This is a genomic window from Actinacidiphila cocklensis (assembly GCF_907177275.1).
GTDB classification, from domain to species: domain Bacteria; phylum Actinomycetota; class Actinomycetes; order Streptomycetales; family Streptomycetaceae; genus Actinacidiphila; species Actinacidiphila cocklensis.
On the sequence record NZ_CAJSLV010000042.1, the window covers coordinates 128,619 to 150,721 of the forward strand.

Consider the following 22,103-nt stretch of genomic DNA (forward strand, 5'->3'; position numbering starts at 1 on the left):
ATCGTTTGACGACAGGCAGCCGACGCGTCCAATGAACCTCTGCAATCCGGGGGTCCGCGGCGGCGCGAATCCAATCGGATCCGATGGTGATTGCTGACAGGGTTTGACGACAGATATAGGGTCCGACCCTCCGCACGGAAGCGGCCCTCGGTGGCGAACCTGGTCTACAAACGGGTCTCGACCGACCAGCAGTCGACCGCCCGGCAGAACCTCGTCCTGGACGAAGCCGGGATCGAGGACGCGATCGTCTTCGAGGAGGACCCGGGCACCTCCAGCTGCCTCCACCCCCGCCAGCCCCTGAAGTTCCGCGAACTGCTCATCTACGCGCGCCGGGGCGACACCGTGCACATCTCCGAGATCTTCCGCCTCGTACGCGGCACTGGCCACATCCTCGACGTGCTCGACGTCCTCCACCGCGAGCAGGTGGCGCTGCGCATCCACGACGGAGCGTTGTCCGCGATGGACCTCACCGCCCGCCACCCGCGCACCGGAGAGCTCTGTCCACCGTGAAGTTCATGGTGCAGACCCTCGCCGCCGCCGGCGAACTCCAGCGCGACGTCCAGCGCGAGCTGACCTACGACGGACTGCGCGCCGCCGAGGCCAAGGGCAGCAAGGGCGGACGCCGCCCCGCCGTGGCGGCCGCGAAGACCGACACCGTACGCACCGCGTACCTGGAAGGCCGCTCCATCGCCGCCCTCGCCCGCGACCACCACGTCAGCCGCGCTGCCATCCGAACCGCCGTCGCCGACCTCCTGCCCGACCACACCGCCATCGAGGAGGACGCCCCCGCCCTGGAGCTGCCGGTCACCCTCGACATGCCGGGCAAGGTCGTCGGCTACCTCCGCGCGGCCGACCTGGAGCCCGCCGAGCGCGCCGCGCTCGACCAGGGGGCGACCGTACGGCGCGGCCAGGGCTACACCCTGCGCGTCACCGCCGTCCCCGCCGTGCACCGACAACTCCTTGCCCGCTGCCAGCCGCTCGACGGCGGCCAGGGCGTCCCGGCGGTCCCGGCCCAGCGCAAGGCCCGCCGCGAGTACGAGAACCGCGTCAGCACCCTCACGCCGACCGGACCATGATCGTTCTCACCGATAACCGCTGTACCGCTGTTCCCCGAGGCCGGGTTCCCGGTGACAGGGGCAACGGACGCGACCGACCCGTCGCGTCGCAAGCCTGAGTGCTCTCACCGAAGGGTGAGCACCGAGTCGCGCGAGAGCGAGGTGGGAGGCCGAGCGGGCAGGGTGGGCACTTCCGGGTCTCACCGAGCGATGGCCATGGCGAAGGGCACTGGTCCCAGCGCACGGACGAGGCTGCCGACCATGAGCACGAAGGCCTCGGGCACCCGGGCAGTCGTCACGTCTCCGAGGTCGATGATCCACTCCGGCGGCCAGCCCAGGTCGCCGAGCAGACTGCCGACGACCTGTTTGGCGTCGGCGTCGTTGCCGGAGACGAATACGGAGGGGGCGATGGTCAGTTTGCCCGGGTCGGCCATGACCGAGTCGTGCACGGTGTTGAGGGTCTTCACCACGCGTACGTCCGGTAGCGCCTGCTGAATCTCCTCGGCGAGGCTGCTGCCCGGGTAGAGGGGCACCGATGCGAAGCCGGCGGAGTCGAATTCGGCGGCGTTCGCGATGTCGACCAGGACTTTGCCCGCCAGCTGTGGCGCAAGGCCGGTGAGCACAGCCAGCGACGCCGAGCCGGGCGTGGTGTTGATGACCACCTCGGCCGAATCGGCCGCGTCCTGCCGGCCAGTGACGCGTATTCCGGAACCGGCCCAATCGGCTGCCGTGTTCTGCGGGGCGCGGGAGCCCACGATGACCTGGTGCCCCGCGTCGTGCAGTTTGCCGGCGAGTGCCCGGGCCACGTTGCCGGAGCCGAGGACGGTGATCGTCGTCATGCGCTGTTCGCTCCTTGATCGGGTGGGGATTGCTCACGAGCGAAGTTTGGCGGGGCTACCGTTGAAAGGGAGTACGCACTTCAAGGTGGCCAGCGCACGCGAAGGGATGCCATGACCACGCGCACCGCCGCTCAACGACATGCCGAGGCTCGCATCTCACACCAGGCCCGCTTCAGCGACTGCCCGACCAACCGGCTTCTGGACCGCATCGGCGAGAAGTGGGTCGCTCTCATCTTCAAGGAGCTGGCCGAGGGCGGCCCGCGCCGCTACGGCGAGCTGGCTGATGCGATCGCAGGGGCGAGCCAGAAGATGCTCACCCAGACGCTGCGTCGCCTCGAACGCGATGGCCTGCTCTCGCGTACCGTCACGCCGGCTGTGCCGGTACGCGTGGACTACGCGCTTACGCCGCTGGGGCAGAGCCTCGTGCCCGTCCTACTGGCCGTGACACGTTGGGCCGAGCAGAATATCGAACAGATCGACGTCGCTCGCGAGGCACACGATGCCCAGCATCATTGAGTGACCGGCTGCTGGCAGACGGGGTGTCGACCAAGATCAACCTGTTTGCACGGAGCTTCACGCGCTTGTCTGCCCGTCGGGGATCGATCTGTCCGGCGCAGCCCTGCGCTATCTGTCCGGTCTGCTGGCCGCCCGGCACCGGGAGCGCGGGACACGATGGCGCCGGCTCAGTACGGACCGGCGGGCCCCGCTGGTCCTGGCCCACTTGCGCTTGGTCATGGGAGCAGCATGCCACGCCGCGCAAATCCGGGGGGCTGCTGCTGGACCTCGGCAGTAGGGTCCGCCCGCTCATCACGCCCGAGCGGGCGGACTGGCTAGGAGGCGTCGGGCAGGAGCGGGCGCATGAACGTGCGCTCGTAGCGCAGTACGCAGCCGCTCTCGTCCCTGATCCGGTCCGCCTCGACGAACTCGGGATCCTTGCCGAACAGGGTCCGGTACTCCTCGTACGCGGCAAGGCTGGGGAAGCTGAACAGGGCCAGTGCCTTGTCGCTGGCACCCTCGGACGGCAGGAAGTACCCGTGATGCACACCCCCGTGACGGCCGACCAGGTCCATCCAGCGACCCGCGAAGCGCTCGAACGCATCGATCTCCGCCGGGTCGATGACGTATTCGACCACGCAAGTAATCATCCTTCGACACTAAGGCTTGTCCCCCGGTCCAGTAGAAGAGGCCGGCTACGCAGATCCAGCGCGGTCCACATCTCCGGCCCAGCGGCGGTTGTCCCCGTCAGGGTCGGCCCGAGCGGCATTGAGGGTGGTTTCGAACAGGTTCTGCAGTCGTGGTGGGTACGCCTCACGCGACACGGGCCGCATGCGCATCACGTGGTAGCGGAGCTCCGCGTCCGTGGTCTCGGCGTAGACCCGCATCGACACCTCCATCCACGCTTCGGCCGCCTCCTGCGAGGCGTCCAGCGAGGCCGCTCGGGTCCCGTCCGGCGCGTAAGCTGCGGACCGGTCCGCGCGAAGCGGCATGCCCGCCCAGTACCAGGCCCGCGTTGCGCCCGCGCGCTCGGCATCGGTGCCTGACCGCAGATACTCGACAAGTGCTTCCAGCACGCGGCGGCGGCCGAAGCCGTAGAGGGCGGGTTCGACGAACCAGCGGCAGAAGCTCGGGTCCGGGTCGTGCACGGCGGCGGCCATGAGGGGCGCGAACAGCTCGTCTGCCAGGCGCGGGCTTTCGAGAAGCGGGCGTCTCACGGCATGGGCCAGGTTCCGAGCCCTCCTCATGGCCGGCGTGCCCGGCGCGTCGACGTCGACCCCGAGGAGCCGCGCCACCTCCGCGGCGCACGCCAGAAACGCGCGCTGCCTGTCCGTGTCTTCTGCCTTGTCGGTCACGGCAGCATTCTGTACTGGCGCGCTGCCGCCCGTGCGGCGCGAAGCCGCCAGGCGGAGCGCCTCATACCAGGACCACGATCCGACGGCCGCCGTTAGCATCGGCGCATGTCAGACGACAGGGAAAAGAGAACTGCCCTCACGTCCGAGCGCGAGGCGCTGGAACGTTTCCTTGATGCCCAGCGCGAAGGACTGATCCGGAAGATCGAAGGGCTCGACGACGAGACGGCGCGAAAGGCGCCGACGGCGAGCTCGTTGTCGCTGCTGGGGTTGGTGAAGCACGCCACGGCCTGGGAGCGCCGCTGGTTCCAGGTCATCGTGTGCGGACGCGAATCCCATGAGGAGTGGCCCACCGTCACAGAACGGCACGACACCACCTTCATGGTCGGTGAGAACGACACGGTGGTCCACTGGGTCCAGAAGTACCGGGAGCAGATCGAGGAGTCCCGAACTGTCGCGGCTTCGATGGATCTCGACAGCCCCTGCGCGCGTACAGACCTCATCAAGTGCAACGTGCGGTACGTCCTGTTCCATATGATCGAGGAGACCGCACGCCATGCCGGCCACGCCGACATCATCCGCGAGACCCTCGACGGCTCACGCGGAATGTGAGGAATACCCCGCGTCACCGGCGGCCGAGGAAGTGCCGGACATCGCCCGCGAGGGCGGACATCTGCTCGCCGGCTTCCAGCCAGGTGGTGACGGAGGCGTCCCAACTGCCGAGGGACGTCCGCCTCGGGCGAAGTACCCAGGTCAGCCCGACATGACCGCCCGAGCGGAAGACCGCCTTGATGGTGAGGTCGCCTTCGTCGGTCTGCCAGACCCGTTCTCCGTCCCAGCCTCGAAAGTCCCTGGCGAGGCCCTCCAGGAAGGAGGTCAGGTCCGCGTCCCAGTTCCAGACCGCCACGCCGTCGAGGCGGGCGTTCAGGCCGGGCGCGCTGGCCTCGATGGCGTAGTGCACGCAGTCTGCGTCCTCAGCGAAGAGGTCGCAGAGCCTCGCACGGACCGCCCGGTCGTCCTGGCAGCGGACGATCAGTTCAGTGGATTCACCGAAGACGGCGTCATGGGCGCTCATCTCGGAACAGTAGGTCGACCCGTCGTCTGCCGTCACTGTGATCGAGGGTCAGGCAGATGATCGGGGTCGACGTGGTGAACGAGACAGACCATGGCGGCCCCGGGATCCATGCTGGTGGCCGGGAGCTGAGGGTCCGTCAAGGAGGCGGCACGGCACCGGCGGGAACGCGCCGCTGTGTCGGACCGCCCGGCTGCGCACCCGAGCAGCTCGGCGGACCCGCGCCCGTGCTGCCACTCGAGTTCTGAAGTTCCTGCAGCGAGAAGCCCGTTCGTCAGTTGCCCTGTTGCGGGCCGGCCACCCGGAGAGTTGAGTACGGCACGCGGGCTGTCTGAGTACGAAGGCACTGCCCGGTCCTGGCGCTGTGGTGTGGGATCGGGGCATGAATCCAACAGCACCCGTTGCGGCACGTCCCGGCCAGGCGGCCGCGGGGAAGGACCGATCGCGGCTTTGGGGCGTCGTGTGCGCCGTCTTCTTCCTGCCGGCGGCGCTCGCCGCAGGCGTACACGTGTTGTCCTCCGAGCTGGCGTCCCGCTGTGTGGAGTACGGGGAGCAGTGCGCCCACGGACTGCCCTGGTGGGTGTTCAAGGGGGCAGCCGGGGTCGGGGCGGTGGCACTGCTTGCCGTCCTGGCAGCGGCCACCACGCGGGTGCGCCAGGTGGCACTCGGCGTCCAGATCTTCGCCGAGGCTGCCGCGTTGCTGGTGATCCTCAGCAACGCCTGACCGGGCAGGTGGTCGGCACGATCGCGTCCGCGGCCGGCCGAACGTGTCCGGCAGTGTTCGCGGCGGCCGTACGTGGGCGCAGTCAGTAGCGCGCCCCGCCCGGGTCTGCCGGGCGGGGCGGGGACGGGAGCGGGTCAGTGGGCCTGGCCGTTGTTGCCGGCGAGGGCGTCGGGGGTGAGGGGGCTCATCGCGGTGACGTCGCGGGGGGCCAGCTGGAAGCCCTGCCAGTGCATGGGCATCGGGGTCTGGTCCTCGTCGCGGGGGATGTGGTGGAAGCCCACGTTGACCCACATGACCGGGTGGGTGAGGGTCTCGCCGTTCGTCCACCTGTCGACCGACGTGCCGCGGCCGGCGCACGCGGGGTCGCTGTTGCCGCTGGCCAGTTGCTCGCAGGCGCGGTACTGCGTGAAGTACACGTCCTTCGAGGTGTAGGCGTGGGCGTCGTAGTGGTCCGAGTGCTGCTGTACGAGCTCCCAGGACCGCGGGTGCTGATCAGTGTTCTTGCCCGCCGTGGACACCACGCGCCACCAGCGGCGCAGCGCCGAGGTGGCGGCCAGCTCCTTGGTGACGGCCGTCCTGGTGGTCTTCAGGATGGCCGAACCGGTGCCGAGCCCCGCCTTGGCGGTGTCGTACTGCTCGACCTTGGCCTTGGACGAGCCGTCCAAGGCGAAGTCCAGGCGCCAGAAGACCGAGTGGTAGTGGCTGGTGGCCCGGTCGTGGTCGCCCTTGCCGATCGGCCAGCCGGTGCCTTCGCCGCTGTAGTCGTTCGGGGAGAGGTCGCCGGTGGCGCCGACCTTCGCGGTGATCGTTCCGTCGTCGGAGAAGTTCCACTGGGTGACGTACTCGTACCAGCCGAGCTGGGAGACGGAGAAGACGACCAGGTCGCTGCCCTGCGCGGTGTACTTCTTCGGGTTGCCGTGGGCGTCGTAGTCGTCGCTGCGGTAGGCGTAGCCGTGCGGCGCGGTGGTGACGCACAGCGCCTTGACGTTCAGCTCCTGCTGCGGGATGTACACCGAGCTGATGGCGCCGCCGGGGCACTCGGACGGGCTGATGTCGACGGCGGTGTTGCCGAAGCCGATGTCCGACAGGTCGTTGTACTCCACCTCCCCCGAGTCGTAGGGCACGTTGACCTGGGCGAGTGCCGCCGAGGCCAGCACGGTGACGGGCTTGGGCTCCTTCTTCGGCTGGTAGGCGATCTTCTCCAGGACCAGGCCCTTCGTGCCGCTGATCCGCCAGCACATGGTCCACCTGGTGCCGCTGGGCAGCGTCTTGGTGATCGGCCGTGCGGTGCCGCAGCGGGCCGCGTCGGGAGCCGCGTCGGGGGCCGCGTCGGGGGCGGCTGCCGCACTGCTGGTCATGGCCCCGGTGAACAGGGCGGGCAGCAGCAGGAGCGCCGAGGCCGCGCCCAGCGCGCGGCGGGCGTTGAGGATGTGCGTCATTGCCTGTTTCTCCGCTCTCAGTTGATCCGGCCGACGGTGTGGTCGCTCAGGTCGATGACGTAGTCCGTCGTGTCGATCCAGGGACCGTTCTTCACCTGCGTGAACAGCCGGACGCAGCGGTTGGCCCCGCACTTGTCGAGGCCGGCGGGTGCGGACTGCTCGCCGGTGTTGAAGGACAGGCCGCGCAGCCGCAGTTGGTCGGGCGAGGTGAGGGTCTGCCCCTTCGTGGCGGCCGTGAAGTCGGTCCGCAACCCTTGGCCCAGCGGGTCCTTGATGAGCAGCGCGGCCGCCTGCCGGGTCTCGTCGCCGGACGGCGGCGGCTGCACGCCGGTCGCGGTGTCCGTGCGCTCCACCGCCCCGGTGCCGAGGTTGACGGTCTTCTTCACCAACTGGTCGTGCCCGTAGTCGTAGAACAGCACCTCGACGCGGCGCGGCGTGCCGGCCGTGGCGGCCGGGTCGTCCACCAGATCGGCGTCCAGGTACTCCGCGCCCTGCTTGCCCGCGGCGGTACGGAAACTGCGCGGTGTGCCCTCCTGGAGTGCGATGGACTTGGCCCGGTCGACCTCGGCCTCGGTCAGTGGCCCGATCCCGGTCTGCGGTCCCTGCGGTGCGGCGTTCTCGGTCACCGGGCCGGTGCCGGCGCCGCTGCTTCCCGGCGCCGCCGTCGACGTGGCGCCGGCGGTGGCGTTGTCGCCCTGCGCCGAGGCTCCCCTCGGTACCGTGACAGCGATCAATGCCGCGGTGGCGGCGACGGCTATGCCGGCGCCCCACAGCGTCCGCCTGAGCGTGCGTGCCCTCGCTCCGTCCTGCTTTCCGGAGCGGTGGTCTTCCCCCTGCTCTGTCACCTGTGACTCCCCTGTGTGTGGTGCGGTCACAGAGGCAGATGCGAAGCCGGCTCCCGAAGTTGGTCCCGATTTCGTCACAGGCGCACGCCTGGCTGATCCCCCCGGCGCCACGCCCGCCACGGCTTCCGGCGGCGCGCGTCCTGCGACGGGGTCCGGGCTTCGGCGGCGGGCGGTGAGGCGGCGGCGGTCGCAACCCGACGGCGGCCCCTGGCGCCGTACCACTGACGCGTGGGGCACCCGCCTACGCGCGCGATACTTGGGCGATGGACGGCTACGAGGGGACCGCAACGCTTTGAGTGGTGGGCGAACGCGTCTACGTGCCTGGCCAGGCTCGGCGTGCGGTCGCGGTTCGCGTCAGCGGCGACGACTGGACGTGCGACGCCGTCCTCGAACCACCCCTGAACGGGGAGGACCGGGAAAGCCTCGACTTCCTGATGGCGCTCGATCCGCTCTTCACCCTGTGCTTCGACGGGGAAAGCCTGCTGGATGTCAACGTCGTCGCAGCAGAAGACGACGGACGACTCGCTCTGACCGCCTATCAGGCAGAAGCCGCGGAGCCGGCAGGTACCACCAGGCAGCTGCCGCAGTAGCAGACCCGTCCGGCGGAGAGTGCGGGCGACCAGGTCCAGCACGGGTCGCGGGGCCGGGTGCGGCGATGGCGGTCGGGGGCGCGTACGTGCCGCCCCGGTAGGCGGTGGCACATCGACCAGGTGCGGCCGCCGCCAGATCCGGGGCAACCCCGGTCGGGGCAGGTCCGGTCCTGCGCTGGGAGCGGTGGTCCTACTCGGACGTCACCGAGTGGCCGGCGTCCGGGACGCGGGATGCGAGGCGGCGGTTGAGGGGCCTGCCGATGAGCGTTCTGCGGCTCCCCGGGAGATGGTCACGGGTCCGTCGGCGGTGACGTCGCGCGGGCTGGTCGTCAGCCTCTGCGCGCGCCTCGGGTGGGCGGTCCCGGCGGAATGGTGCGAGGGGACCGCGCCGGTCGCCGTGGCGCCGGCCGCGATGACGAGGCCAGTGATGAGCTTGACGGCACCGCCGGTCATATCGGGCATGCTGGTATCCCCCCGTCACAGCCCCGCCGGGTCCCCCTTTTGGCCCGGCGGCTGCTCGCGGCCGAAGCCGCACGTACAGGATCGGCTCCGCGACACCGGGCGGCCAGGCTTTTGCACGAGAATGCAATGGTTCGACGAAACGGGTGCTCCCCCGCTCCGGCGACACAGGCCGGTCTCGCAACAGCTGCACACCTGACGCCGGTTCAGCTCCGAACGCCCCCGCCGACCGCCGACCGCGGTGTGTGTTGCAGCACCTTCCCGTACCTGGCAGAGCGTCAGCGAAAGCGGCCCCGCCCCTGCTCCGGTGCAGGTCAGCGGCGGCAAGCGGACGCCCCGGGGCGGTCCGGTGCCGGCGCGGCCCCGCAACGCCCGGCAGGCGCCGCGCGTGCGGGCCACTTAGTATGAGCCGGCTTGTCTTGCTTTGGTACCGAGTGCGACGACACCCGAAGGGCACGTCGTCGCACGCCAAGAGCCGGGTGCAGGCCCCGGGCGGGGGACGAGGGACGAGGAGCGCATGAATCTGAAGGTGCAGAGCGACCCGCTGGAGGACGTGGACGTCCTCATCGGCGAGATCGGCGAGATCGGCGAGATCGGGCAACCCGTCACCGAGTACGCCCATTTCGCGGGGCGCCAGGCGGCCGGTCCGCGGACCCTGGTCGATGTGTTCACTGCGACCGTCCTCGCCCACCCGCTGGAGCCGGCGCTCGACGACGGCCGGACGGCGCTGACGTACCGCGCGCTGGCATCCGAGGTCGAAGGGCTGCGGGGCAGGCTGGCGGCGGCCGGGATCGGCGCGGGCGACCGGGTCGGCGTCCGGGTGCCGTCAGGCAGCAACGACCTGTACGTATGCATCCTGGCCGTGCTCGCGGCGGGCGCCGCCTATGTGCCGGTGGACGCCGAGGATCCCGACGAGCGGGCGGAACTGGTGTTCGGCGAGGCGGGCGTGGCCGCCGTTCTGGGCGCCGGCCGCACTCTGACTGCGACGGGGTCCGGCCGCGCGCCCACCGCCCGCAGCCGCCCGGGCGCCGACGACGACGCCTGGATCATCTTCACCTCCGGCTCCACCGGCCGCCCGAAGGGGGTCGCGGTCACCCACCGCAATGCTGCGGCCTTCGTGGACGCCGAGGCCGCGCTCTTCCTGCAGGAGGAGCCGATCGGTCCCGGCGACCGCGTGATGGCGTCCCTGTCGGTCGCCTTCGACGCGTCCTGCGAGGAGATGTGGCTGGCCTGGCGCAACGGCGCCTGCCTGGTTCCGGTGCCGCGCTCGCAGGTGCGCGGCGGCGGCGACCTGGGTCCGTGGCTGATCGAGCAGGAGATCACCGTGGTCTCCACGGTGCCCACGCTCGCCGCGCTGTGGCCGGCCGAGGCGCTCAACGAGGTGCGGCTGCTGATCTTCGGCGGCGAGGCCTGCCCGCCCGAGCTGGTCGACCGCCTGGTCACCGAGGGCCGCGAGGTCTGGAACACCTACGGCCCGACCGAGGCCACCGTCGTCGCCTGCGCGGCGCTGCTGACCGGCGAGGGGCCGGTACGCATCGGCCTGCCGCTGGACGGCTGGGAGCTGGCCGTGGTGGACGAGGCGGGCGAGCCGGTGGCCATGGGCGGGAGCGGCCAGCTCATCATCGGCGGCGTCGGCCTGGCGCGGTATCTGGACGCCGAGAAGGACGCGGAGAAGTACGCGCCGCTGGCGTCGCTCGGCTGGCAGCGCGCCTACCGCAGCGGGGACCTGGTCAAGGCCGAGCCCGAGGGGCTGCTCTTCCTGGGCAGGACCGACGAGCAGGTCAAGCTCGGCGGCCGCAGGATCGAGCTGGGCGAGGTGGACGCCGCCCTCCAGGCGCTGCCCGGCGTCGCGGGCGCCGCCGCGGCCGTGCGGACGACCCGGCGCGGCAATCAGCTGCTGGTCGGATACGTGCTGGCCGGTGAGGGATGGGACCGGGCCGCGGCCGTCGCCGAGCTGTCCGCGCGGCTGCCCGCCGCCCTGGTGCCGCTGCTGGCGACCGTGGAGACGCTGCCGACCAGGACCTCGGGCAAGGTGGACCGGGCCGCGCTGCCCTGGCCGCTGCCGGAGTCCGCGGGACCGGCCCCAGGCGAGGAGGCCGCCGAGGCGCTGCAGGGCACCGAGGCGTGGGTGGCCGAGCAGTGGACCGAGGTCCTCGGGGTGCCGGTGGTCCAGGCGCGCGACGACTTCTTCGCCATCGGCGGCAGCAGCCTGGCCGCCGCCCAGCTCACGACGCTGCTGCGTACGCGTTTCCCGTCGGTGGCCGTCGTCGACATCTACCAGGCGCCGACCGTGCGCAAGCTGGCGCGGATGCTGGACCGCTCGGTACGGGACGACCGGCCTGCCAGGCAGATCGCGCCCGTCCCGGCCTCGGCCAGGGCCGTGCAACTGCTCGCCCTGCTGCCGCTGCACGCGCTGGCCGGGCTGCGCTGGACGACCGGCCTGCTCGTGCTGGGCAACCTCCTGGCCCGTACCGGCCACTACCCGTGGGCGCCGACGGCCTCCTGGTGGCTGGTCGCGTCCGCGGCCGTCCTGCTCTTCACGCCGCCGGGACGGCTCGCGCTGGCCGCGGCCGGTGCGCGCCTGCTGCTCCTCGGGCTGAAACCGGGCAGCCACCCGCGCGGCGGCAGCGTCCACCTGCGGCTGTGGGCCGCCGAGCGGCTGGCGGAGGCCACCGGCGCGACCTCCCTGTCCGGGGTGTGGCTGATCCGCTACGGCCGGGCGCTGGGCGCCCGCATCGCCCCCGACGTGGACCTGCACTCGCTGCCGCCCGTCACCGGCATGCTCAAGCTCGGCCGAGGCTGCGCGGTCGAGGCCGAGGTGGACCTGTGCGGCTACTGGCTCGACGGCGACCGGCTGGAGGTCGGCCCGGTGAAGGTCGGCTCGGGAGCCGTGGTCGGCACCCGGAGCATGCTGCTGCCGGGGGCGCGGATCGGCAAGCGGGCACAGATCGCGGCCGGGTCGACCGTGACGGGCCAGGTGCCCACCGGCCAGCGCTGGGCCGGGGCGCCCGCGGTCAAGGTGGGCAAGGCCGAGCGGCGCTGGCCCAAGCAGCGTCCCCCTCGGCGGGCACGCTGGGCGGCGGCGTACGGCGTCAGCGGCGCGGGCCTGACACTGCTCCCGGCGGTGGCCGCGCTCGCCGCCCTGGCCGTCGCGGGCGCTCTGGTGCCCACCGACAGCGGCCTCGCGGCCGCGATGAGGGGTGCGCTCATCGCCCTGGTGCCCGCCACGCTCGCCTTCGGCCTGGCATACGCAGCGCTGCTGCTGGCCGCGGTCCGGCTGCTGAGCCGGGGCCTGCGGCCCGGCTGGCACCCGCTGCACAGCCGGGTGGGCTGGCAGTCCTGGACGGTGACCCAGCTCATGGACGCCGCCCGCGACATGCTCTTCCCGCTGTACGCGAGCCTGATCACCCCGGTATGGCTGCGCGCGCTGGGCATGAAGGTCGGCAGCGGAGCGGAGGTCTCCACGGTGCTGGCCATCCCCAGCCTCACCACCGTCGGCGACGGCGCCTTCCTCGCCGACGACGTGCTGGTCGCCCCGTACCAGCTCGGCGGCGGCTGGCTGCGGATCGGCGAGGCCGAGATCGGCGAGCGCGCGTTCCTCGGCAATTCGGGCATGACCGCGCCGGGGCGCGCGGTACCCGATCGCGGGCTGGTGGGCGTGCTGTCGGCCACCCCGAAGAAGGCCAAGGAGGGCCGCTCCTACCTCGGCATGCCGCCGGTGCGGCTGCCGCGGACCGCGGACGACGGCGACCAGAGCCTGACGTACCGTCCGCCGGCCCGCCTGGTGTGGGCACGCGGCCTGGTCGAGGTCTGCCGGCTGGTGCCGGTGCTGGCCTCCGCGGCGCTGGCCACGGTGCTCCTGGCGGCGCTGGCCCGCCTGGCCCGGCACGGGACCCTGGCGGTGGCGCTGTTGTCGGGGCCGGTGCTGCTGGCGGCCGGCGGCGCGGCCGCCGTGGTGTCGATCGCCGCGAAGTGGCTGCTGGTCGGCCGATTCCGGGCCGTCGAGCGTCCGCTGTGGAGCGCCTTCGTATGGCGTAACGAACTGGCCGACACCTTCGTCGAGGTGCTCGCCGTGCCGTGGCTGGTCGGCGCGGTGCCAGGCACCGCCGTGATGAGCCTGTGGCTGCGCGGGCTGGGTGCGAGGATCGGCCGGGGCGTGTGGTGCGAGAGCTACTGGCTGCCCGAGGCCGACCTGGTCACGCTGGAGACCGGGGTGAGCGTCAACCGCGGCTGCGTGCTGCAGACCCACCTCTTCCACGACCGGATCATGCGAATGGATACGGTGGTGCTCCGCGCGGGCGCCACACTCGGTCCGGGCGGCATCGTGCTGCCGGGCAGCGAGGTCGGTGCCCGCAGCACGCTGGGGCCCGCGTCGCTGGTGATGCGGGCCGAGTCCATCCCGGCGGACACCCGCTGGCTGGGCAATCCGGCCGAGGCGTGGCACGACGGCAAGCCGGGCCGGGGCGGCGCATGACGGAGGGTCCGGTGGGCACATGGCCGCGGCCCCTGCGGCATGACGGCGTGTCCGGCACGGGTACGGCTTGACGAGGGACGAGACCGGGAGCTGCGCGGGGCCGGTCCGTCCTGCGACGGCGAAGGAGCGAGGACCATTGGCCCAGAAGCGAGCGGCGGCGCCGGAGGCGGACCCGTATTTCCCCGCTCACGGCGACACCCGCTACCGCGTGCACCGCTACGAACTGACCCTGGACTACCGCCCCGCGTCCAACCGGCTGCGCGGCACCGCGCGGCTCACGGCAGTGGCAGGCGGTGCGGCGCTGCGCGAATTCGCCCTCGACCTGGCCGACTTCCGGCTCCAGCGGGTCGTCGTCGACGGCCGGCCCGCGCACTACGTCCACCGCGCGGGGCGGCTGCGGGTCCGCCCCGCGAAGGCGGTGGAGGCGGGCGCCACCTTCACCGCCGAGGTGCACTACACCGGCAATCCGCAGCCCATCGCCAGCCAGTGGGGCGGCCTGGGCTGGGAGGAGCTGACCGACGGCGCACTGGTGGCCAGCCAGCCGGTCGGGGCGCCGTCGTGGTATCCGTGCAACGACCGGCCCGCGGACAAGGCGGCCTACCAGATCTCGGTGACCACCCCGTCGGTGTACACCGTGGTCGTCGGCGGCAGGCTGCTGTCCAGGACCACCAGGGCGAGCAGCACCACCTGGGTCTACGAGCAGGCGGCGCCCACCTCCAGCTACCTGGTGACCGTCTCGATCGGCCGCTACGACGCCGTGCAACTGGCGGGCGGCGGCTCGGTGTTCACCCCGCGCCGCCCGGTGCCGCAGACCGGGTACGTACCGGCCGGGCGGCGCGGCGAGTTCGCTGTCGACTTCGGGCGGCAGACCAGGATGATGGACTTCTTCGAGGACGTCTTCGGCGCGTATCCCTTCGACGAGTACGCGGTGGTCGTCGCCGACGAGGAGCTGGATGTGCCGGTCGAGGCCCAGGGCTTGGCCACCTTCGGCACCAACCACCTGGGCGGACGGCGCCAGTTCGAGCGGCTGGTCGCCCACGAGCTGGCCCACCAGTGGTTCGGCAACAGCCTGTCGATCGGCGACTGGCGGCACATCTGGCTCAACGAGGGCTTCGCCAAATACGCCGAGTGGCTGTGGTCCGAGCACACCGGCGGCCCGACGGCCGCCGCGCACGCCGCCACCGCGTACGACCGGCTGGCCCGCCTGCCGCAGGACCTGACGCTCGGCGACCCGGGCCGCCGGCTGATGTTCGACGACCGGCTCTACCAGCGCGGCGGCATGGCGGTGCACGCGCTGCGCGGCGCCCTGGGCGACGGCGCTTTCTTCCGCATGCTCAAGGGCTGGACGGCAGTGCACCGCCACGGCGTGGTGACCACGGCCGGCCTCGCCGCGCACGCCGCGCAGTACACCTCCCGCCCCCTGGACGCGGTCTTCGACGCATGGGTCCACCGCGCGGCACTGCCGCCGATCAGCGAACTGGCCGTCTGAGAAAGGGCCTTCACCCACCCGGTGGCCGCGAGTCCCCAGGCGCCGGCACGCCTGAGGCGTTCGACCCCGTCCTCGTGGAGGCGCTCGCCAGGACTGCTCGCTCGGCCGCTGATGTGTGCGGGTGGGGTTCTCGACGAGGCACCGCTCCAGTCCGCTCACGGACTGCCGCCCGAGCAGCCGTAATCGAGTTGTGCTCCGGCCGACGAGCGCGACACGCTGCCCTCGTGATGGACGACGGCGCGTACGCCGACCCGCATACGTTGCCCGGCCAACTCCAGCGTGGCAGGGGCCTCGGTGCCCGCCAGGCTCTGACCCACCCCGGCGCGGCCGACTTCGTGTACGCGTGCGTCGTCACCGATCACCGCTGGGACCGGCAGACAGAGCAGCGCGACTCCTACCTGGCGCGGCTGATCCACCGGCTGGACCTGTCGCTGACACCGATCGAAGGCCACCTTTTCGGTAGCGGCGGCGATGACGATGCACAGGAGATCGAGCTCGCCCTGCACGTGCTCGCGCTGCTCCCCTTCACCGGCCGCTTCGACGCCGTGCCCGTCCTGCGCCGCTACGCAACGGAAGGCCGCCACTGGTCCTCGGCAGTCGAAGCGGTCGAGGAGACCGGGGTACGGAAGATCCCGGAGGTCTGGGCCGGACTCGACGCGGACGTCGTCGCCGCCCACGACGACACGGAGCTGGCCGCCCACGTCTACGGCGCCCGGGAGCCATGGAGTTCATGGGCACGGACCCAACCACGCATCCGGCGCATCCTCGACGGGCACACCACGCGGCACACCACCCCGCCGCCTCCCACCCCTCCCCCCGGCGGCTGCGCCGATACCGGCTCCTCGGTCCTGGCCCAACGTGTGGCGGCGGGCGCCGGCCCGGAACGCCGTTTGGCCCTGCAGGAACTCGGCAGACGCGGCGAACCCGTCATCCTCGACCTCGCCGAAGACCCAAGCCTGCGCAACCCGGCAGGATGGACCCCCGGAATGCCCCAGGCACTGCACCACCTCGGGAACGCAGCCGTCCCGCGCGCACGCATCTGGGCCGCGGGCAGCGACCGCACCCTGAACGAACTCGCCCTCACAGTCCTGGCCGAGTTCGGGGACCCGGACGACGGCCCGTACCTCCTGGACGCACTCACCGCGGACGCCACGGCCGGCGCCTGGTGCGCGATGGAGACTCCGGCGAGGGGCCTCGGACGACTCCGCGTCGCACAAGCCGCCGACGCACTGGCCCACGCGTGGGAGGCGACGGTCCATTCCTCTGCGCGGGCAGCCGTTCTGCAAGGCCTGCTCGGCTGCGCACCCACAGCTGCCAACGGCTACGCCGTCGAAGCACTCGACGACTGCGAACCTGCCGTCCAACAACAAGCATGCGCCGCCGCCCCGGGCACGGTGCGCGTCCGCACCCGCCTCCACGCCCTGGGCGACGACCCCCTCGCCCCGGAAGTCCACGACGCCGCACGACAGCGTCTCTCCCACTTCTCCGTCCCGGAGAACGTCCCATAGCCCAGAGCAGCACGGCGCTGCCGCCCCGTCAGCCCCCTGTCGCACACGGCGGCGACCGTCATGCCCAGCGCCCACGTCCCGCCGGCCGTCGACTCCTCGGCCCTGCGGCGCTCCGCCCTGGATGTGAGCCCGCGTCCCCCCGGCCCCCAGCGGTGCGGCGCGGCGTGCTGCGGTGCCCGCCGCTGGCACCGCCATGATGGGGCCATGCCCCAGATGACCGAACCCGAGTGGCGGGCCTTCCTCGCCCACGGCACTCGCACCGCCAAGCTCGCCTCCACCCGCGCTGACGGCCGCCCGCACCTGGCGCCCGTCTGGTTCCTGCTGGACGGTGACGACCTCGTCTTCAACACCGGCCGCGACACCGTGAAGGGCAGGACGCTGGCCCGCGACCCGCGGGTCATGGTCTGCGTCGACGACGAGCGGCCGCCGTTCTCCTTCGTCCTCGTCGAGGGCACGGCCGCCCTCTCCGACGATCTGGACGACGTCCGCGACTGGGCGGGCCGGATCGCCGCCCGTTATATGGGCGAAGACCGGGCCGAGGAGTACGCCGCGCGCAACGGAGTCCCCGGCGAACTGCTCGTCCGCGTCCGCATCGGGAAGGTCATCGCACAGAGCAGCCTCGCCGACTGAACCGCCGCCGCACCCCCTGCGGAGAGCTGCTCGCAGCCTCGCGGTAGCGGGGTGAGGATGGCTGATCAGACGTTCTCCCGGCAGAAGACGTACGTGCCTGCTGCCAGCGAGAGGGCGGCGAGGCCGAGGCCGACCGCGAGGCCTTCGGCGACGGTGGCCGTGGCGAAGCGGCCCACGAACGCGTCCCGGATGGCGTCCACGAGGTAGCGCAGCGGAGTGAGGCGGGAGACGTCGTTCAGCCAGCTCGGCGCCAGGGACATGGGCAGCAGGATGCCCGACAGCAGGAGCAGCAGCACGGTGGCGATGTTGAGCATCGGGGAGAAGGCCGTCTCGCGCTTGACCGCCAGCCCCAGCCCGTAGGAGAGCGAGGAGAGGCTGCAGGTGAGCAGGGCGACGAAGAGCAGGCTCAGCGCGATGCCCGCCAGGGGCGCGCGCAGGCCGAAGACGACCGCGGCCAGGATCAGCACCACGCTCTGCGCCAGCAGCACCGCCACGTCGTGCAGGACGCGGCCCATCAGCAGCGCGAACCGGCTGACCGGCGTGACCCGCATCCGCTCCATCGATCCGGTGCGCCAGTCCGCGATCACCGTGAAGCCGACGAAGGCCGCGCCGAACAGGGCGAGTTGGACCAGCAGCCCGGGCACGTACACCTGCCAGGCGCTGCCGGTCCTGCCCTCGTCCGCCCGCAGGACCCGGGACAGCATCGGGCCGAAGAACGCCAGGTAGAGGATCGGCTGCGACAGCCCGATCAGCAGCCAGACCGGGTTGCGGGTGTCCTGCCGCACCTGCCGGCGGAAGATGAGCGAGGTGTCACGCGCGACGGACACCCAGGGCTCCTTCGTCGGCGGGATCGGCGGGATCGGCGGGATCGGCAAGGCCTGCTGGGACGGCCGCGGCGGGCGCGGGAGGGACCGGCGGGTCGGCGTGCAGGGGGTGGCCGGTGGCGGCCAGGAAGACCTCGTCCAGGCTCGGCCGCCTCACCTGGATGGACTCCAGCCGTACCCCCGCCCCGCCGAGCGCCTGGACCAGCCCCGACAGCGCCTGCTCGCCACGCGCCACCGTCAGCCGCAGGGTCCTGTCGTCGACGGCCAGCGCCAGCACTTCGGGCCGGGCACGCAGCACCGCCTCGGCGGGGGCCGGGTCGTCCGCGACCTCGACGCTGATCACGTCACCTGCCACCTTGCGTTTGAGTTCCTCCGGGGTGCCCTCGATCACGATGCGGCCCCGGTCCATCACCAGCACGCGGTCGCACAAGGCGTCCGCCTCCTCCAGGTAGTGGGTCGTCAGGAAGACCGTGGTGCCCCACTCGTCGCGCAACCGCCGTGTGTGGTGCCACAGTTCACGTCGGCTGTGCGGATCGAGGCCGGTCGACGGCTCGTCGAGGAAGACCAGTGGCGGGGAGTGCACCAGCCCCAGCCCGATGTCCAGCCGGCGGCGCTGGCCGCCGGAGAGCGTCTGCACCTGCCGGTCCAGCAGGTCGGCCAGGCCCAGCCGCCCGGCCACGCTCGCGGCCCGCTCCCGTGCGGCTGCCCGGGTCATCCGGTACAGCTCGCCCTGGAGCAGCAGCTCCTCGCCGACCAGCGCGTCGGGATGGGCACCGCCGCCCTGCCCGACGTACCCGATCCGCCTGCGCACCCCCGCGGGGTCCCGGCGCAGGTCGGCTCCGGCCACGGTCGCCCGGCCCGACGTGGGCCGCAACAGCGTCGCCAGCATCCGCAGGGTGGTCGTCTTGCCCGCGCCGTTGGTGCCCAGGAAGCCGACGATCTCACCCGCGCCGACCTCCAGGTCCACCCCGCGGACCGCCTCGACCGTGCGGCCCCGGGTGCGGAAGGTCCGCGCGAGACCCTCCGCCTTGATGATCGCCACGTCAACTCCTCGGTCTGGGGGGGTTCGAAGGGTCCCCGCACGCGGGGTCCGCACGCCGGCCGGGTCCGTACGGCCGGCGGGGCGTCGCGGTCAGTCGGCCGGCGCCGCGGGCTCCGCTCCCCTGCCGGTGCCGCGCGCCAGCACCGGCAGTTTCCGCCAGGACGCCTCGTCGCCCGGGTCGTCCGGCTCGCCCGCGCAGACCACGTACGAAGCCGGGGCCATGGCCGCGTACCGTCCGGTGAGTTCCGCGAGGAACGCCTCGTGCAGGTCCTCGGGCGCGGGGGCGGCCTGCGGGTCGCCGGTCCAGGCGGCGTATCCGGTCAGCAGCGGGTCCGTTCCGCCCTGCGCAGGGCCGCCCTGCTCCGTGTCGCCCGGTTCCGCTGCCGGCGACCCGACGACCGCCACCGGGCCGGCACCGGCCGCCGCCGCGGCGGCAGCCAGGACCTCGGCCGTCGCGGCGCGCTCCACCCAGCAGCCGTCGATCCGCATCCACTGACGGCCGCGTTGCGGAGCGCTCAAGCCGGTGGCCGCGGGCGCGTCCGCCAGCTTCAGGTCCTCGGCGGCCGCCGCGACGAGCAGCCGCTCCACCCCCCTCAGCAGGCCCTCCACATCGCGGCGCGGCAGGACGGCGGAGTCCGCCCACAGCGCGAGGACCAGTTCCCCTACGACCTGGCGGACGCTCAGGTAGGCCGCCACCGGGTAGGACTCGTCGGGAAGGGAGGTCAGGCGGGTCTCGGCGAGAGCCTCGTGCACCTCCGCAAGGGAGACCGGCGGCGGGGCGGAGACGGCGGCGGCCGCGGTGTCGAGCGCCGAGAAGTCGTTGTAGACCACGTCGCGGTGGAAGGCCGTGCCGCGTGCCCTGCCCACGCCGTCGATCACCCGCCACAGCTCGTCCGCGTCGAACTGGCTGTACCGGTAGGCGTTGAACGCCGCCGTGCCGGCCCGCTTGACCACCGCGTCGAAGTGCTCGGCCCGGACGTCGACCGACAGCAGCGCGTCCTGCGCCAGGTTCCCGACGTAGCCGCGGGTCGCGCCGCGGATGCGGTTGCCCGCGACCGAGGTCACCACGCACCTGTCGTTGCCGGTGCGCAGCGCGGTGCACACCGCGAAGGCCGCCAGCACCACGGTGGAGGGGCCGATACCGGTCCGCGCCACGACATGGCTGATCGCCAGCGCCGCCGCGCGGGAGCGGAAGGTGGTGCGGCGCCGGCGGCCGGGCGGCGACGGGTCGGGCGGGACGGCGAACATCGCCTGGGGGGCCGCTGCCAGCGTGGCCTCCCAGTACCGCAGCGCCGCCTGTGCCCGGCGGCGCCCGGCCGGTGTGCTCTCCGCGGCGGCCAGGTCCAGCGGCTGCAGCGGCTCGGGGCCTGGGGGTACGGACGCCGGGTCGGCGAGCAGCGCGGCGAACTGCTCGCCGAGCAGCCGTACCGAGCCGACGTCCACGGCCATGTGCGAGATCACCAGGACCAGCAGGAACGGCTCACCCGCGCGGGTGGCCACCGCGGCCCGCACCGGCAGCTCGCGCACCAGGTCGCCCTCGCCGCCGGCCAGCAGGCGCTCCAGCACCGAGCGCGGGTCGCGACCCGAGGAGCCGAACTCGTGGCTGGAGACCCGTAGCGTGCCGGCGGCCGCGACGGTCTGCGCCGGCTCCCCACCGGGAGGGTCGACGTAGGTGGTGCGCAGCGATTCGTGGCGGGCGATCAGGGTCGCCAGCGCCTCGGTGACAGCTGTCAGTGAGGTGCCCGCGGGGATGTCGAAGAAGGCCGGCACGGTGGCCGAGCCCCGGTCGGCGGGCTTGCGTATCCAGCGCAGGACGTTGCTCTGGCCGAAGGTGAGCGGCCCGCTGCGCGAGCGCCCGCCGCCGAAGGCCACCGTCCGCGTATCCGCGGCGGTGGCCGGTGGGTCGGCAGCGTGCTCCCCTGCGTCACGATCGGCTGCGGTGCCTCCAGCGGCGGCCGGCGGGACGACACCGCGATCGTCTGCGTCCCTTTCCCCGGCGGTGCGTTCCACGGCGGTGGGGTCCACGTCGGCTCCTTGCGGTCCGGCAGGGCGGCGGGTTGCCGGCCCCGGCGGACGGGCTCGGGGCGACACCGACCGTATCGAGCGGCCCGGAGGCCGCCCAGCGGGGAAATCCCTGGTTTCACGGGCCGCGGGACGGTTCCGGGAAACCCAGGGATTTCCCGCATGACCCGGTCCGCGGCAGCTGCCTAGCCTCATCTCGCCCCGCCGCTCCGCCCCGTACCGCGTCCCCCCCGTCATGTCCGGCGCCCGCAGCGCCGGACCGCAGCCCGCCGAGGCAGGAGCCCATGGCCATGCGACCCACCGTGCTGGAGCGCGTCGAGGCGTACCTGCCCGCCAGGTCCGTCGACGTCCAGCAGGTCGCGGCGGACATGGGGCTCAGCCGCCATCAGGCGCGGCTGATGCACCGCGTCCACGGGCTCGACGTCCTGCACGACGATCCCGGCCTCGGCCTGTACGACCTGGTGCTGGAGCCGGCCCGGCGGGTGCTGGCCGCGCTGCCCGACCCTTCGGTGGTGCGGTACCTGCTCTACGCGCACACCATCCAGGAGGTCACCCCCGCGCACGTCGACGCGGCGGCCGACCTCGGCCGCCTGCTGGGCCTGCCGGACGCCGAGTGCTTCGCGCTCACCCAGCAGAACTGCGCGAGCGGCCTGGCCGCGGTGGACGCGGCGGGCGAACTGCTGCGGGCCGACGGCGATCCGCAGGCCAAGGCGCTGGTCGTCACCGGGGAGAAACCATTCTCCAAGCTCGCCCGGCTCATCGCCAACACCACGGTCATGGGCGAGGCGTCGGCCGCCGCCCTGGTGGGCCTCGCCCCGCGGGGCTTCGCGGTACGCGGCTACGCGGTACGCACCGACGGCCGGTTCTGCGAGGGCGTCCGGATGACGACGCAGGCCGCCCAGGACTTCGGCGACAGCTACGCCGCCGGTCTCGCCGCGGTGGTCCACGAGGCCCTCGGCCAGGCGGACCTGGGGCTGTCCGACCTCGTCACGATCGTGCCGCACAACGTCAACCGCTCCTCCTGGCTGCGCGTGGCCAAGGAGCTGGGCATCGGCCCCGAGCGGATCCACCTGGACGGCGTGGCCCGCTACGGCCACTGCTTCTGCAGCGACCCGTTCCTCAATCTCGTGGCGCTGCGCGAGCAGCAGGGCCTGGTCGAGGGCGGTCACTACCTGTTCGCCGCCGTCGGCCTGGGCGCGACATACGCGGCCATGGTGATCGAGCACCTCGGAGGTTAGGAGACC

At 72.5% G+C, this 22,103-nt stretch carries 20 protein-coding genes and 1 pseudogene; 12 read left to right on the top strand and 9 right to left on the bottom strand.

Translation table 11 applies throughout. From position 1 onward, the window contains the following. Positions 1 to 150 precede the first annotated feature (150 nt). Positions 151 to 510 (top strand): recombinase family protein, encoded by a 360-nt coding sequence (locus tag NFU81_RS06525; protein WP_251485941.1) that lies wholly within the window; start codon positions 151 to 153, stop codon positions 508 to 510. A 5-nt stretch (positions 511 to 515) separates the two neighbouring features. Continuing rightward, positions 516 to 1,076: a hypothetical protein gene (locus tag NFU81_RS06530; protein WP_251485944.1), complete on the top strand. Its 561-nt coding sequence runs from the start codon at positions 516 to 518 to the stop codon at positions 1,074 to 1,076. Between the two features lie 179 nt (positions 1,077 to 1,255). Here NFU81_RS06530 and NFU81_RS06535 read toward each other — a convergent pair whose 3' ends face one another. Next, positions 1,256 to 1,894, bottom strand: coding sequence for an NADPH-dependent F420 reductase (locus NFU81_RS06535; protein ID WP_251485946.1), 639 nt, complete (start codon positions 1,892 to 1,894; stop codon positions 1,256 to 1,258). Between the two features lie 111 nt (positions 1,895 to 2,005). Between NFU81_RS06535 and NFU81_RS06540 the strand changes: the two genes are divergently transcribed. Next, positions 2,006 to 2,410 carry a winged helix-turn-helix transcriptional regulator gene (locus tag NFU81_RS06540; RefSeq protein WP_251485947.1) on the top strand — a complete coding sequence of 135 codons (405 nt, stop codon included), beginning with the start codon at positions 2,006 to 2,008 and terminating at the stop codon, positions 2,408 to 2,410. An 82-nt stretch (positions 2,411 to 2,492) separates the two neighbouring features. Continuing rightward, positions 2,493 to 2,621 (top strand): annotated as a pseudogene (locus tag NFU81_RS06545) (IS5/IS1182 family transposase); the annotation flags it as partial. A gap of 103 nt (positions 2,622 to 2,724) precedes the next feature. Here NFU81_RS06545 and NFU81_RS06550 read toward each other — a convergent pair. Both NFU81_RS06550 and NFU81_RS06555 read right to left on the bottom strand, forming a co-directional pair. After that, positions 2,725 to 3,039 (bottom strand): NIPSNAP family protein, encoded by a 315-nt coding sequence (locus NFU81_RS06550; protein WP_251485949.1) that lies wholly within the window; start codon positions 3,037 to 3,039, stop codon positions 2,725 to 2,727. Between the two features lie 45 nt (positions 3,040 to 3,084). Continuing rightward, positions 3,085 to 3,744, bottom strand: a complete 660-nt coding sequence (locus NFU81_RS06555; RefSeq protein WP_251485950.1) for a hypothetical protein — start codon at positions 3,742 to 3,744, stop codon at positions 3,085 to 3,087. 105 nt (positions 3,745 to 3,849) lie between these two features. On the opposite strand from NFU81_RS06555, the gene NFU81_RS06560 reads away from it, so the two are divergent. Continuing rightward, a complete protein-coding gene (locus NFU81_RS06560; protein ID WP_251485952.1) occupies positions 3,850 to 4,353 on the top strand; it encodes a DinB family protein in 504 nt (167 codons plus the stop codon). A 13-nt stretch (positions 4,354 to 4,366) separates the two neighbouring features. Here the strand turns inward: NFU81_RS06560 and NFU81_RS06565 are convergent, their stop codons facing one another. Further along, positions 4,367 to 4,816 carry a DUF6228 family protein gene (locus NFU81_RS06565; RefSeq protein WP_251485955.1) on the bottom strand — a complete coding sequence of 150 codons (450 nt, stop codon included), beginning with the start codon at positions 4,814 to 4,816 and terminating at the stop codon, positions 4,367 to 4,369. Between the two features lie 379 nt (positions 4,817 to 5,195). Between NFU81_RS06565 and NFU81_RS06570 the strand changes: the two genes are divergently transcribed. Beyond that, positions 5,196 to 5,537 carry a hypothetical protein gene (locus NFU81_RS06570; RefSeq protein WP_251485957.1) on the top strand — a complete coding sequence of 114 codons (342 nt, stop codon included), beginning with the start codon at positions 5,196 to 5,198 and terminating at the stop codon, positions 5,535 to 5,537. Between the two features lie 134 nt (positions 5,538 to 5,671). Here NFU81_RS06570 and NFU81_RS06575 read toward each other — a convergent pair whose 3' ends face one another. Next, entirely contained in the window at positions 5,672 to 6,976 is a 1,305-nt protein-coding gene (locus tag NFU81_RS06575) for a copper amine oxidase (RefSeq protein ID WP_251485960.1), read from the bottom strand. A gap of 17 nt (positions 6,977 to 6,993) precedes the next feature. Further along, positions 6,994 to 7,821, bottom strand: a complete 828-nt coding sequence (locus NFU81_RS06580) for a Tat pathway signal sequence domain protein (protein WP_251485962.1) — start codon at positions 7,819 to 7,821, stop codon at positions 6,994 to 6,996. 299 nt (positions 7,822 to 8,120) lie between these two features. On the opposite strand from NFU81_RS06580, the gene NFU81_RS06585 reads away from it, so the two are divergent. The 5 genes from NFU81_RS06585 (at position 8,121) to NFU81_RS06605 (ending at position 16,971) form a co-directional block, all read left to right on the top strand. After that, positions 8,121 to 8,411, top strand: coding sequence for a hypothetical protein (locus NFU81_RS06585; RefSeq protein WP_251485964.1), 291 nt, complete (start codon positions 8,121 to 8,123; stop codon positions 8,409 to 8,411). Positions 8,412 to 9,387: 976 nt separating this feature from the next. Next, a complete protein-coding gene (locus NFU81_RS06590) occupies positions 9,388 to 13,344 on the top strand; it encodes a Pls/PosA family non-ribosomal peptide synthetase (RefSeq protein ID WP_251485965.1) in 3,957 nt (1,318 codons plus the stop codon). A 136-nt stretch (positions 13,345 to 13,480) separates the two neighbouring features. Further along, complete coding sequence (locus tag NFU81_RS06595; protein WP_251485967.1) at positions 13,481 to 14,833, top strand: M1 family metallopeptidase; 1,353 nt, start codon at positions 13,481 to 13,483, stop codon at positions 14,831 to 14,833. 224 nt (positions 14,834 to 15,057) lie between these two features. Further along, a complete protein-coding gene (locus NFU81_RS06600; RefSeq protein ID WP_251485969.1) occupies positions 15,058 to 16,341 on the top strand; it encodes a hypothetical protein in 1,284 nt (427 codons plus the stop codon). 213 nt (positions 16,342 to 16,554) lie between these two features. Continuing rightward, complete coding sequence (locus NFU81_RS06605) at positions 16,555 to 16,971, top strand: PPOX class F420-dependent oxidoreductase (protein ID WP_422665157.1); 417 nt, start codon at positions 16,555 to 16,557, stop codon at positions 16,969 to 16,971. 65 nt (positions 16,972 to 17,036) lie between these two features. On the opposite strand, the gene NFU81_RS06610 is transcribed toward NFU81_RS06605, so the two are convergent. From NFU81_RS06610 to NFU81_RS06625, 3 genes are all read right to left on the bottom strand, one after another. Further along, complete coding sequence (locus tag NFU81_RS06610) at positions 17,037 to 17,798, bottom strand: ABC transporter permease (RefSeq protein ID WP_251485973.1); 762 nt, start codon at positions 17,796 to 17,798, stop codon at positions 17,037 to 17,039. After that, on the bottom strand, positions 17,782 to 18,837 hold the full coding sequence (locus NFU81_RS06620; RefSeq protein WP_274038115.1) for an ABC transporter ATP-binding protein: 1,056 nt from the start codon (positions 18,835 to 18,837) through the stop codon (positions 17,782 to 17,784). Before NFU81_RS06620 ends, NFU81_RS06610 begins: the two co-directional genes overlap by 17 nt. Positions 18,838 to 18,927: 90 nt before the next feature. Next, on the bottom strand, positions 18,928 to 20,862 hold the full coding sequence (locus tag NFU81_RS06625; protein WP_251485975.1) for a condensation domain-containing protein: 1,935 nt from the start codon (positions 20,860 to 20,862) through the stop codon (positions 18,928 to 18,930). A 281-nt stretch (positions 20,863 to 21,143) separates the two neighbouring features. On the opposite strand from NFU81_RS06625, the gene NFU81_RS06630 reads away from it, so the two are divergent. Then, positions 21,144 to 22,097 (top strand): 3-oxoacyl-[acyl-carrier-protein] synthase III C-terminal domain-containing protein, encoded by a 954-nt coding sequence (locus NFU81_RS06630; RefSeq protein WP_251485978.1) that lies wholly within the window; start codon positions 21,144 to 21,146, stop codon positions 22,095 to 22,097. Positions 22,098 to 22,103 lie beyond the last annotated feature (6 nt).

Coding starts and splice junctions, on each gene's coding strand:
- NFU81_RS06605 (WP_422665157.1), top strand. CDS start 16,555: ATGACCGAACCCGAGTGGCGGGCCTTCCTCGCCCACGGCACTCGCACC.
- NFU81_RS06575 (WP_251485960.1), bottom strand. CDS start 6,976: ATGACGCACATCCTCAACGCCCGCCGCGCGCTGGGCGCGGCCTCGGCG.
- NFU81_RS06590 (WP_251485965.1), top strand. CDS start 9,388: ATGAATCTGAAGGTGCAGAGCGACCCGCTGGAGGACGTGGACGTCCTC.
- NFU81_RS06565 (WP_251485955.1), bottom strand. CDS start 4,816: ATGAGCGCCCATGACGCCGTCTTCGGTGAATCCACTGAACTGATCGTC.
- NFU81_RS06540 (WP_251485947.1), top strand. CDS start 2,006: ATGACCACGCGCACCGCCGCTCAACGACATGCCGAGGCTCGCATCTCA.
- NFU81_RS06535 (WP_251485946.1), bottom strand. CDS start 1,894: ATGACGACGATCACCGTCCTCGGCTCCGGCAACGTGGCCCGGGCACTC.
- NFU81_RS06570 (WP_251485957.1), top strand. CDS start 5,196: ATGAATCCAACAGCACCCGTTGCGGCACGTCCCGGCCAGGCGGCCGCG.
- NFU81_RS06530 (WP_251485944.1), top strand. CDS start 516: ATGGTGCAGACCCTCGCCGCCGCCGGCGAACTCCAGCGCGACGTCCAG.
- NFU81_RS06550 (WP_251485949.1), bottom strand. CDS start 3,039: ATGATTACTTGCGTGGTCGAATACGTCATCGACCCGGCGGAGATCGAT.
- NFU81_RS06560 (WP_251485952.1), top strand. CDS start 3,850: ATGTCAGACGACAGGGAAAAGAGAACTGCCCTCACGTCCGAGCGCGAG.
- NFU81_RS06630 (WP_251485978.1), top strand. CDS start 21,144: ATGGCCATGCGACCCACCGTGCTGGAGCGCGTCGAGGCGTACCTGCCC.